The following is a 13,540-nucleotide window of genomic DNA, read 5'->3' on the forward strand; positions in this document are numbered from 1 at the left end:
AATATAACAATTTTCTATTTTTTGATGTTTTTTTAAAAAAAATATGCGATAATTTTTTTATGTTAAAAAACAATAAAATAACTACATTGTGATTTGTATACTTTGAAAGTAAAAAAAGCATTGAAAATGATAATGTTTTTTCTATTAAAAATTTCATTGACTGACTTCGCAAATCTGATGTTGAAAATATTGTAAAAATAGAATTTAAATTTATAAAAAAAGAAAATTATATTTTTGAAATAAATGTATCAATTTGAAAAAATAATAATAAAAAAATAGAAAAAACTTTTTTTGATGAAGGTAAAAAAAACTATGATCAATTTACAAACTACAAAAAAGAACTATTTTTTTGATTATATGCATTAATAATAATAAATGATAAACATTATTTTGAAATAGATTATAAAAATAATAATTTTATTTTTGAGTTTAAAAATAAAGAATTAGTCTTTTTAATAAATAACAAAAATTTTTTAAAAAATTTTTTAAAAAAATATTTAGATAAACAAGAACATGTTTATAACTTAATGCAGAAAGACAATATTTTTGAAGATGAACAGAAAATTTTGAAAATTCTTTCAAATATTTACCTTCCTTATGCAAAAAATATTATTGTAACATTTTTTTTTCAAATTTTTCCAAAAGAACAGAAAAAAATTACTTTTTTTTATTCTAAACAATATGATAAAGTTGGTTTAGGAAGAACACATGTTGTTTCATTTTATAAATATGCAGATATAAATAATTTTATAGATAGTGAAATTATTAAAAAAATAAAAGAAAATTCTATAAATTCAATTAAATTTGAAATAGTTCCAAAAAGAAATGAAAATTTTAAAAAATTTCATTTTAGTTTAAATTCTAAAACTATTATTAATGAAAATGAATTTATTTTTTTAAAAAACACTTTAGAAGAAGATGATACATATGAACAAAAAAAATTTGACTCAAAAATACAAAATATTTTTGAACTTATTTTTTCTAAAAAAAGCAATATATTAACTTTTCCAATTTTTCAAAGACCTTATGTTTGAACGAAAGAAATTTTTTCTAAAATTTTAGATTCTTTTGAAAAATTCAATTTTTTAAAAGAATCTAATGATAAAAATAATTATTCTTTTTTAAATCAAATTATTTTAAGAAAAAAATTTGGTAATGAGGTTGAAGTTATTGATGGTCAACAAAGAATAATAAGTATTTTAATAATTATTGTTGCTATTATCGACTTTGGAATTCATAAACAATTACATGATAATGAAAAAAATAATTTCGAATTTATTGATCCTATTAAAAAAATTTTAGAAAATATAGAGAAAAAAATTATAAAAGAAAAAGAAGATGAAGAATTTTTAATTTTTAAGAGTGAATTATTTTCTGAAAAAATACAATACAAAGCTAATGATTTAACACAAAAATATTTGAATAAATTAATGACTTTTTCAAGTTTACCAAAAATACAACAAAATAAAGAAGAAAATTTTATTTATAATAACTATATTTATGCTTTAGATTGATTAAACGATAAAATTAAAAATAATTTACATTTTTGAAATTTACAAAACAATTTAATTTCTAAAGTTATTTTTTCTTCATTATATGTAGAAGATCAAAAAAATGATTTTTTTCAATATTTTTTTGAAATAATGAATACTACATCACAAAAATTAACAATTTTTGATTTATTTAAAAATTATTTATTACAAGTTTTAACAAAAAACAACGAAAATTCAAAAATAATTAATAAAATTCAAAGTTTTTTGAAAAAATTTTCTAAATTAATACTAAACGGTGATAAAACTACAATAATACCAGATGTAAAGTTGAAATCTTTTATCAAGTTAATAACTTTTGGTTCAGGAGATTATGAATTAAAAAAACTTTGAAAAAATCGAAAGTATTTAAGTCTTTTTGAAATTTTAAAAAATTATTTTGAATATCATTATGATGAAAATAATAAAGAAAAAATATTAAATCATTTTTTAAACAAAGCTGAAATTTATAGTTATTTAAATTATATGCATTATGACAATGAAATAATTGTTAAAAAATTTTTAGAATTTAAATATCATATTTATTTTTTAAGTAAAAATGATGTTACACACCCATTGATTTACAATATAATTAATTCATTAGATGAAAAACCTGAAAAATTATCTGAACAATATAAAATTATTGATTCAAGAAAAAAAACAGAAAGAATTTTAAACGCAATTTGTGAGTATCAATTAAAAATGTTTCTCATCCACAATCAAGGACAATCTTTTACAACATTTTATGATTCACTTATTAATGAATTAGATAAAGAAAAAACACAAGATATTGTTGAATGAATGTATAACACTGAAAGAACAAGACGTGTTATGCCAAGTGATGAAGAATTAATGAATTCTTTAAAAAATAAAAAAAATTTGGAAAAAATCAATAATAATGCTTTCATTATAAAAATTTTGTTCTTAGTTAATTTATATATTAAAAATAATAATAAAAATTGATCAAAATTAAGAGATGTGAATTTCCCAGATAAAGACTCTTCACTTGAACATTTTGTTGCTAAAAAAAACAATGATAATTCGGAATTTAATGATTTCAAATACACATTAGGCAATTTGCTAATTGTAACTAAAGATTGAAATTCTTTATTATCTAATAAAAATATAGAAAGCAAAAGGAAAGAATTTGCAGAAAAAAAAGAACAATATTTAATTTCACACAATTTATATAATGGTTTTGATTCTAAAAATATAAATTTAGATTTAATTAAAACCAAAGAAGAATTCGAAGAAAGAAATTATCAAATAAATAATATAATAAAAGAATTATTTAAAAATAATTAATTGTTTAACCATTTTTAAATAATTTTTTTTATTTTTTGTTTTGATTCTAGATAAAAATAATTCTAAGAAAATAAATAATAACATTGTTGGAAAAAGATAATTAGCTGCATTTGCAAATTGTTCTTTTTCTGTAAAGATTTTAATTTGTGAACCTAAATTAGCTCCATTTAAAATTATTCCATAAGTAATCACACTTCTAGTTACATTTTCGAACATAAATATTATTTGAATAAATAACTCTTTTTTTATAAATGGGATAATAAAAATAAAAATTATTTTTAATTGTGAATAGCCTTGTTTTTTTAAATTATTAAAAAAATCTATTTCTATTTTATCCACCATTGTTGAAACAATCTTTGAAAAGGAGAAAGAATTTAAAAATATCATTAGTAAAAAAAATGTTGTGAAAGGGTTTATTCAAAAAATATCAAAAATATAAAATAAAACTATCAATGGCATTGTTCTTACAAATACAGCTAAAATTTTTAAAACAACACTTTGAAATTTATTATTAATTTTTTGAGATTGGACAATACCTAAAAAAGTTCCAAAAATAGCAACATAAAAAGTTATTATAAATGATTGTCAAATAACTTTAAATAACAAAACCAAAGGAGAAATTTTGTTAAAACTAAAAATTTTTTCAAAATTTATTTGAAAAATTCTAGCAAAAAAACTTTTTCATAAAAACATTTTAGAATAATTTTTTTCTAAATCAATTAATGCTAATATAAAAATAATAAAAGTAATAATAAAAAAAACAATAGTAAATAAAAAACGAAAATTATATTTTAATGAATAAATTTTTGTTTTTTTTGAAAATTTATATTGTTTTTCAAATAAAAAATAATTTATTAAAAAAGAAATGATTTCATTTATTATTAGAAAAAACATAAAAATTAAAAGTGGTATTGTCAATTGAGAAATATTTTGATTAATTTCTATATTAATAGGTTTATAAATCAAAAGACCCAATCCATATATCCCTAATGTTCCCAGCAAGGAAATTCACCTAAAGTTGCTTTCTAAACTATAAAAATAAAGGGAAAAAATTCTAGTTTTTATTTTTACTAAAACTTCTTTATAAAAAGCTTTATATTTATTTTCTCCTAATTTTATTGATAAATAGTAATTACTTAAATCAAAACTATTAATCATATCAATTAAATATTTATGAATTCATAGTCATGTAAACCAAACATATATTCAGAATAAAGATTCTATAGGATCTAAACTTTTTTTAAATATTGTGGCAAAAACTAAAACAGGAAATGCTCTTAAAACAATTATTATAAAACGTCATAATTTACATAGTAAGTTATTATTAATTTTTTTTGCACCAAAAAAAGAACTTATTATTGCAAAAACAAAACCTAAAAAAGTAGCTGATATAGTAATTTTGACTGTGTTTAGCAAGGTCTTAAACGAATAAATTCACAAATTATTATTATTAAAAAGTGTACTTTTTTGATTAAATTTAAAAATTTCATTTATATAAAATAAAAATTTTTTATTTGTATAGGCATTTATATTATGTTGTGAAAAACTAAAATATGTTATAGTTAAAACTAAAGCTATTAAAGTTGCAATTCATAATAAATAAAAATTTTTATTTAATATTTGAATTTCTCAATTATTTTTATTATATCTTCAAAACAATGATTTTTTAAATTTAAAAATAAATAATTTAAAAAAATTATTTTTCATAAATTTTGCAAAAAATTAAGAAAATGATTTTTTATATTTATTTTTTAGAGTTTCAAAATCAGTGATTTCACGATATCCATTATATCCACTTTTTAAACCAAAATCATCCTGCTTATCATTTGAAAGTTTAATTAAAGTATCTTTAAAAAGCATTCTACTTTTTTCATCAATACTTTTATTAAAAATCAATACATCATAAAAAGTTAAGTTAGTTAAAGCAAGAACTTCCATTTTAACCCCTTCTTTTAATTTGAAGCTTGTAGTTGGTTTATCTCCATCTTTCGGATCTGTTCAAGCAAATGAATACATATTATCAATAAAAATTTGTTTTTTATTTTTATCTATGTATTGTGTATAAGTATCATCTCCACTAGCTTGAACTTTATATTTATCCTCTAATTTTTCAATAGGTTCATCATCATTAAGGTTAAAATGATCTTTAAATAATTTGTTAGCTAGTTTTCATTTTACTTGTTTACCTTTTTTACCATGAACAATTCCAAATTTTGAAAACTCACTTCAATTTTTATCGTCTCATGATTTTCTGATATTTTTCAATTCTTCTTCTGTACCAACAATAGTTATCATTCCAGCATATCAGTCAACTTTTTTGTTTTCTTCATCATAAAGAAATTGAAATTTTGCCCCATCTCATTTTTCTTCTTTATATCTTCATTTTGAATGTGGATTTGTTGATAAATATTTATTAATTCAACTATCTTTTTTAATATTAAAATTTTCTGGATTTTCTTTATATGTTTTCATATCTTTATCACCGTATTCTTTAAATGCAAGTGTTAAAGTTTGGATATATGGTACTATATTTTCAAGTGAAACATCAATTAATTGAGAAATATTGACGATCCCTGCACTCACTTTGTTTGTTTCAACATTATTAAAAGTTGCATTTTTATCACTATTTGATTCTATTTCTAGCTCTAAAAAACTTGCTCCATTATATTTCTCTTTATTTTCTTCATAAAGTTGTTTCATTGTTTTATTGAATAAATCTTGGTATTTTTGAACAGCATTATTACTTGATTTTTGCTCAAATCAATCTGTTGCTATATTTAATTTTATTACCTTTTTTTCATTGTTACAAGAAGCAATGACAACAGGGATTGTGCTTATTGCTAACAATGGTAATAATTTAAGTAAAAATCTTTTTTTATTCATATATTTTTTTTTCCTTTATTGTTTTTAAATTAAATTGATCAATGCTAATATCTAAAGCAATTCTGCCTTTTTTAAAAGCAATAACACGAGAAAAATATTTATCACTAATCAATGACAAATCATGAATATTTACAAGTGTTATTGTTTTTTGAAGTTGTGATAATGTTTTTAATGATTTTAGAACTGTTTCCGATGTTTTATAATCTAGACCTGTTGTGGGTTCATCAGCTAAAATAATTTGTGATTTTTTTATCAAAAGTTTAGCTATTTCAACTCTTTGTTGTTGTCCGCCTGATAAATTACTTACAGGGGTGAAAATAAAATCTTCAATTAAAAATTGCTTTAAAATTCCTTTAATAAAATCAAAATCTTTTTGTGTAATAATATTAAATAATTTAAAAAAATTATTAGTTTGTAAATTGTAAAATTTTTTAATATTGTGATAAACATCTTCTTCATAAAGTAAATTAGGTTTTTGATTTAAATACCCAACACTTTGTTTAAAAGACTTTATTTCTTTTTTATTAAAGTCAAAGTAATTTTTATTATTAAAAAAAATATTTCCACTTAAAATTTTTAATTCATTAATAATTAAATTAAAAAAACTGGTTTTACCTGAACCCGAAGATCCTATTACAGCAATAAATTCATTTTCTTTTATTTCTAAATTTAAATCATATAAAAGTTTTTCATTATCTTTTTTTGAACTAGCATTAACATTATTTATAACTATTTTTTTCATAATATTTTAGTAAAAAAAACTCCTTTGACAAGGGAGGAGTTTTTTTATTTTATTCAACTCGTGTTTTAGAATTACCTAATTCACTATAAGAGTATAATCTCAGCCTGACTCTAACTCAAGCACCCCTGTCTTAATTATTATATTATAAAAATTTAAAAAATAATAAAATTTCAATTAATTATAAAAAAATAGTTGAAATTTTATTATTAATGTTTTTTTAAAAATTATTTTTGTTTTTTATTTTTGTTTCTAGATAAAACTAACTGTTTTGTATGATTAATAATAATATTTATCAAAAAACTTGATGTATAAATACAAAAAACAATATTAATTGTGTGTGATAATATAACTCTAGGTATTAATTTTTCTACTATATATTTTAAATATTCTATTAAATCTTCTTGTTCGGTTGTATTTCTACCTTTTAATATCATTCTAGTTTTGGGATCAATTCACGATATATGATCATCAGAGTGCAAAAAAGAGAAAAAACCTATAATAGAAAACCTAAAAGTTATTGTAAATATTGAAATAAATATCATTATTGAAAATAATAAAATCAAAATAGAAAATAACTTATTAATTTTTACATTTTTAATTTTATTTTTATAAACAAAAAATAAGCTCAATGATAAAAATAATATTTTTTCTTTTCAAGTTTTATAATTATTTAATGAAAATAATTTAAATATGAATAAAAATAAAACAATACCTAAACAAAAAGAAGCAATCAAAATACCCAAAGGTCCTAAAATTCATTTTTTATTGAATTGCAAAAACATTATTAAATCAAATAAAAAAAATAAAAATCAAATTTTAGTTAAAAAACTAAACCAAACTATTTTTCTAATATTAATAATATTCATTTAAAATACCCATTTTTCTTAATTCTTCAGAAGTATATTTTTCTCCATTGTATGATAATAATTTTTTAAAATTTTTGCTTGGTTCTTTTATATCAAAAGCATATCAATAACCTAAACTTGTAAATCATCATATTTCTGATTTTGAAAGTACCACTTCTGAATAATGTTTGCCTGCTCATCCAATATTTACTAAATATTTATTAGTGGTTTTATCATAACCATAAATAACAAAATTATGCCCAAAAAAACCTAATTTATGTTCACCATTTTTATTAACTAAGCCTAAACCAGCAATTGATAACATAACAGGAACTTTTTTTTCTAACAATCAATCTTCAGGACTTGAAGTGTGCATAAAAGTAGCTGAACCTGTATGTTCTAAATCTTTTTTAATATTTTTATTTTCTAAAAATTTATTCATTATTTGCATAATTGAACCAGATGATTTAATATCAACTCAGTCAGTGCCCATTTTTTTGTATAATTCAGCTACAAATCCATAAGGATTTCCATAATTTTTATGAACTATTTCGCTTTGTGTAATATCTAAACTATAGTTTGTTTGAACATCAAAATATTTATTAATTTCATAATCATTAAATAAACCCGGAGTTCTAAAAATCTCCATATATAACAACATCATTGATAAAGCTATATATTCACATAAACCACCTTTTAAATTATTATTCAACGCCTCACGAACTTCGGTATATCCTATATTTGCTTCTGAATAATGATTTCTGAATCATCAAGAATAAGGCACTTCATGCGAAGCTCTAAAACCTGGAACATAATATTTTCTAAAAACATTATCAATAACATAATCTAGCACACTTTTTTTAATTCTTTTACTTTTATTATTGTTTTTATTTATTAAATCATTTTTTAATTGAATATTTTGAGAAATACTTTCTTTTATTTTTTTGTTGTATTCATCTTTTTTGGAAAATAATAAATTTATAAAATCATTGTTTATATTTTGGTTATCTATTGATGAATAAATACCTTTATTTTCATATCCTAAACCAATAATTGGAATATATATCAAATTTTTATTAAAATTCTCTTTTTCAATAGAACCTTTTTCAATTTTTAGCGTTTCACTATTAGTTTCTAAAATAGTAGCATAATATTCATCATATTGAATAAAAAATACTTTATTTTCATATAAATCTTTTATTTCCTTTAAAAAAAGAAATTTAGGTATTTTTCCTGTTAATTCTTTAATTTCTAAACTTATAGATTTAATAAAAAAATCTATTTTTTTAGCTTCTTCTAATTTTTGTTGTATAACATAACTATCATTCACTCCATTGGGAGCTATAACACTTGCGCTATTTAATAATAAAGTTGTGCTAACAATACTTTTTAACATATTTATTCCTCTTTTCTTAAATTCAATATAATAAATATATATAATATTTTTTATTTTCTCAAGAAACAATTAAAAATTTAATTAATATAAAAATTAATATAAAAAATAGTTTATATAACATAATTATAAAAATTTTTATAAAAAAATAATGTATTTCATAAAAAACACATTATTAATCTTAAGAAATTAGCAATTATTTTTTGTTTTTTAAATTAATAGTTAAAAAATTTTTTGATAATAGTCTACAGGTATAACTTTTACAACTTTTTTAATTTCAACCGAAATATCAAAAAGATTTTTTTCATTTTCTTTAGGTATAAAAAGAATGAATATTTAAATTAATAGAAAATTAATTTTTACTATAATCACAAACCAATTTTAAGATTAACGAAAAAATGAGAATTAAAGGGCTAATAAAAATTTTAAATCAAAAATATCAAAAATTTATTCCAAAAGAAATTAAAGATAATATTTTAAATAGTGGATTGAATTCACAAGCCTTTAATCAAAAATAATTAACTGATATAGTTAAATTTAAATTAAATAACCAAAGCAAAAATTATATTTAAATGCAATTATCAATTTATATGACAATAGCATTGTTGCTTATAACCTTATTTAGATTTTAATTTAGAATTAGTTATAAATACATTTTAAAGGTATTAAAAGGTATTAAAATAATTATAATGGTTAAAAAATTCTAATTCATAGTGATAAAGGTTCACAATAAACAAGTAATGAATTTGCTAATTTTATAAAAATAACGGTTTTAGTCATAGTATGTAAAAGTTAGAAAATGCATTGATAATTGTTCAATAAAAAATTTTTGAAAAATTATAAATTTAAAATAAAAAATTAAAAAAGATTTCAAATTATAAAATTTTAAATAAAGAAATTAAAAAATATATTTGTTTTTACAATAACAAAATGTATTAAATTAAAAACTTATTACCTATTGAGTGTAGAAAAACAAACTTTTATAATAAAAAAAGTGTCACCTTTTTTTATTAACGGTTAAAAAAATGTCTTTGTATAAATTTCTTTAATAAGTTTCTAAATTTAGAATTTCAAAAAAGATTAAATTTTGAACTATTATTAGAATAAATTGATTACTATTAATTATCATAAAATGTCTTAGTTAATCTTTTGTTGGAAATATTTTTTTAAATTTAATGTTTTAACATAAGAAATAAAAATATTTGTTAAAAAAGTTGTGAAAAAAATAAAAAGAACAAAAATACTTAATATTTCAGATACCCATCTTGGTATTGCATATATAATTACATACTTTAATATACGAATTTCAGGGTTGGGTTTGCCTACTAGCCCTATTCTAGTTTTTATGTCATATTTTTCGATATGATCTTTTGATAATAAGAAATAAATAAATGATTTTACATTTATAAATGTTAACCACAATATTAAAATTAATGTTGTGATAATAAACATTAATATAATAATAAATATTATGCTATTTGTTTTTACCTTTTTAATTTTTCTTTTATAAACAAAAAACAAACTAAACATCAAAAACAGAATTTTATCTTTTCATGTTTTAAAATTATTTATCAATAATATTTTGTGTATAAATAAAAAAGTAATGACAATTAAAATAATAAGATCTGAATAAATATATAAAATGTTCTTGTTGAATAAAAAAATATTACTAAAGAAAATAAATACATAGATTGCAAACAATATTTTCGCAACAAAACTAAACCAAACTATTTTTCTAATATTAATAATATTCATTTAAAATACCCATTTTTCTTAATTTTTCAGAAGTATATTTTTCTCCATTGTATGATAATAATTTTTTAAAATTTTTGCTTGGTTCTTTTATATCAAAAGCATAGCAATAACCTAAACTTGCAAATCATCATATTTCTAATTTTGAAAGTACCACTTCTAAATAATGTTTGCTTGCTCACCCAATATTTACTAAATATTTATTAGTGGTTTTATCATAAGTATAAATAACAAAATTATGCCCGAAAAAACCTAATTTATGTTCACCATTTTTATCAAATAATATATATAATATTTTTTATTTTATCAAAAAACAATTAAAATGTAATTAGTATAACAAAATAATTTATATAACATTATTATAAAACTTTTTATAAAAAAATAATGTATTTTATAAAAAACACATTATTAATCTTAAAAAATTAGCAATTATTTTTTGTCTTTAAATAAATAGTTAAAAATTTCTTGATAATAGTCTACAGGTATAAATTTTACAGCTTTTTTAATTTCATCCGAAATATCAACAAGATTTTTTTCATTTTCTTTAGGTATAAAAATAGTTTTAATGCCTTTTTTATATCCTGCAATTGATTTTTCTTTTAGTCCACCAATTGCTAAAACTTTCCCTCTTAATGTTATTTCTCCTGTCATACCTATATCAGAAGAAACCTTTCTTTTAGATAATGCTGAAATAATAGCTGTTGTAAAAGTAACACCTGCTGAAGGTCCATCCTTTGGAACAGCTCCTTCAGGAACATGAATGTGAATTTGATTTTTTTCAAAATCAAATTCAGTAATCCCAAATTCTTTAGCATTAGCTCTTACATAACTTAGGGCAATTTCAGCTGATTCTTTCATTACATCTCTTAATCTACCGGTTAATTTAATAGTGTTATTTTGAGCTGGCATTGTTGTAACTTCGATTGCTAAAGTAGAACCACCATATGCTGTATAAGCAAGTCCATTTACAATACCAATTTGATTTTTGATTTTTTCATTTTCTTCACTATATTTTTCAACACCAAGCATTTCACTAATTTTTTCTTTAGTAATAGTGAAATTTTTAGTAATTTCTTTTTTTAGAATTCTATTAATGATTTTGCGAGCAAGTTTATCTAAAACTCTTTTAAGATTTCTTACACCTGCTTCTCTTGTATAATGACTAATTAAATATTCAACTGTTTTTTTATTAATTTTGAAATATTTTTCTTCAAGTAAATTTTCTTCTAAAACTTTTGGTATTAAGTGTGAGATTGCAATTTCAATTTTTTCTAGTAATGTATAGGAACTCAATTCAATGATTTCAACTCTATCAGCTAACGGTTCAGGAATATCACTAAAACTATTAGCTGTAGCAATAAACATCACTTTTGATAAATCGTATTCCAACTCTAAATAGTGATCTTGAAAATGTTTGTTTTGTTCAGGATCTAAAACTTCTAGCAATGAACTTGAAGGATCGCCTTTGTGATCTGATGATAATTTATCAATTTCATCTAATAAAATTATTGGGTTAGAAACACCAGCTTTTTTTATAGCATTAATAATTTTACCAGGCATTGCACCTACATATGTTCTTCTATGTCCTCTAATTTCAGCTTCATCTCTAACACCACCAAGTGAAACTTTTACCATTTTTCGCCCCACTGCTTTTGCAATAGATTTAACAATAGAAGTTTTTCCAGTTCCTGGAGGACCTAGTAAAGTTAGAATAGGCATATTATTAGAAACATCATCAAAAGCATTTTCTTTAAATAAATTAAGATCAATAGCTTCTGTTTGATTTGGTAAAATTTTCAAATCTTCTCTATTTAACTCTTTGTTTTTTTGTTTTTTGTAGGTTAACACAGAAAGAAAATCCATCACTCTTTCTTTTACATCATCAAGTCCATAGTGTTTATTTGAAAGAATTTCTTCTGCTTTTTGTAAGTCTAAATCATCTAGCGAAACAATTCTTCAAGGCAAAGTATGAATTAAATCTAAATATGTTTTAGAAATGTTAGCTTCTGGAGAAGAAGACATCATTCCACGAAGTTTTTTAGTTTCTTTTTTAATAGCTTGAATAACTTCTTTTGGATATTTATTATCTGTTTCAGGCTTAATTAACTCATTATTTAATTTGTCCTCGTGATCGTTTTCCTCACCTAGTTTTTGTCTAATGACACGCATTTTTTCTCTTAAAATAAACTCTAATTGTTGCTTATCAAGATTTTTTTTCATTTGCTTGTCTATTTCAATATCAATGTTACGTTCATTAATTTCAGTTGCTTTGTTTTGTTTAATATCAGTTTTATCTTCAATATCTTTTATTTTTTCTAAAAAACTTGTTTTTAATTTATTAGAAATAATAGTTTTAATGAAAGTAAATTTTTCATCAATTCAATTTAAAAAAACATATTCTTTTTTCTCGTTATTGCTTAACTCTAAAGTTTTTGCAAAATAGTCTAAATAATAATCTAATGCTTTGAATTCAGTTCAATTTTTAGAATCAACCATTGCCTTAAATTTGAGAAACTCATCATTTAATATTTTTTTGCTATGTAGTTGTTCTAACAAATTTATAAAATTATCATATAAATTAACATAAATACCATTTTTTTGAATTGTTACTTCTTGATCACCAAATCTAGAATTTATCTTTACAGTTTTAGCTTCTGCATAAATTAATACTTCTTTTTTTACTTGTTCAAAAAATAATTTTGTAATTTTCACTCTATCTTCGATTACATAATCAACAATGAATTCACCATTTTCTTCTTTGAAGTTCAAAACTTTTGCCTTTAGCCCAACTTTGTAGAAATTATCTTTAAATTCATCATTATTTTCAAATTTTAATTCAGTTATTTTACTATTTTTATTAACTAAAATTACAAATTTTTTAATTTTACCATCAAATCATAGTGATTTATTTTTTAAATCAGATATGCTCATTTTAGATTGAACATGTTCACCTGGTAAGAAAAATTCGTTTGAAGTATGACAAAAATATTTAGCCATAATACACCTCTTTCTTTAATAAATTAATACATATTATAATGTAAAATTAGCACTTTAAGTAAAAAAGTGCTAAATAAAACATAAAAATATTATT

Annotated in this window: 8 protein-coding genes and 1 pseudogene; 1 reads left to right on the plus strand and 8 read right to left on the minus strand. The window is 20.2% G+C overall.

Annotation, left to right across the window (positions count from 1 at the left end; genetic code table 4):
- Nucleotides 1–59 precede the first annotated feature (59 nt).
- Complete coding sequence (locus tag EXC65_RS01600; RefSeq protein ID WP_129719751.1) at nt 60–2,834, plus strand: DUF262 domain-containing protein; 2,775 nt, start codon at nt 60–62, stop codon at nt 2,832–2,834.
- Here the strand turns inward: EXC65_RS01600 and EXC65_RS01605 are convergent.
- The 8 genes and pseudogenes from EXC65_RS01605 to lon form a co-directional block, all read right to left on the minus strand.
- Nucleotides 2,817–4,541, minus strand: a complete 1,725-nt coding sequence (locus EXC65_RS01605) for a hypothetical protein (protein WP_129719752.1) — start codon at nt 4,539–4,541, stop codon at nt 2,817–2,819. The genes EXC65_RS01600 and EXC65_RS01605 overlap by 18 nt on opposite strands.
- 15 nt (nt 4,542–4,556) lie before the next feature.
- Nucleotides 4,557–5,717, minus strand: coding sequence for an ABC transporter thiamine pyrophosphate-binding lipoprotein p37/Cypl (cypl, locus tag EXC65_RS01610; RefSeq protein ID WP_129719753.1), 1,161 nt, complete (start codon nt 5,715–5,717; stop codon nt 4,557–4,559).
- Nucleotides 5,710–6,459, minus strand: a complete 750-nt coding sequence (locus tag EXC65_RS01615) for an ATP-binding cassette domain-containing protein (RefSeq protein WP_129719754.1) — start codon at nt 6,457–6,459, stop codon at nt 5,710–5,712. The genes cypl and EXC65_RS01615 overlap by 8 nt, the downstream gene beginning before the upstream one ends.
- Nucleotides 6,460–6,683: 224 nt before the next feature.
- On the minus strand, nt 6,684–7,241 hold the full coding sequence (locus tag EXC65_RS01620; RefSeq protein ID WP_129719755.1) for a hypothetical protein: 558 nt from the start codon (nt 7,239–7,241) through the stop codon (nt 6,684–6,686).
- Nucleotides 7,242–7,311: 70 nt separating this feature from the next.
- On the minus strand, nt 7,312–8,700 hold the full coding sequence (locus EXC65_RS01625; protein WP_129719756.1) for a putative cysteine peptidase: 1,389 nt from the start codon (nt 8,698–8,700) through the stop codon (nt 7,312–7,314).
- Nucleotides 8,701–9,834: 1,134 nt separating this feature from the next.
- Nucleotides 9,835–10,149: a hypothetical protein gene (locus EXC65_RS04450; protein WP_165001324.1), complete on the minus strand. Its 315-nt coding sequence runs from the start codon at nt 10,147–10,149 to the stop codon at nt 9,835–9,837.
- A gap of 289 nt (nt 10,150–10,438) precedes the next feature.
- A pseudogene (locus EXC65_RS04750) lies at nt 10,439–10,732 on the minus strand (putative cysteine peptidase); the annotation flags it as partial.
- 146 nt (nt 10,733–10,878) lie between these two features.
- On the minus strand, nt 10,879–13,446 hold the full coding sequence (lon, locus tag EXC65_RS01630) for an endopeptidase La (protein WP_129719757.1): 2,568 nt from the start codon (nt 13,444–13,446) through the stop codon (nt 10,879–10,881).
- Between the last annotated feature and the right edge of the window lie 94 nt (nt 13,447–13,540).

Source organism: Mesomycoplasma neurolyticum, from assembly GCF_900660485.1.
Taxonomy (GTDB): Bacteria; Bacillota_I; Bacilli_A; order Mycoplasmatales; family Metamycoplasmataceae; genus Mesomycoplasma_A; species Mesomycoplasma_A neurolyticum.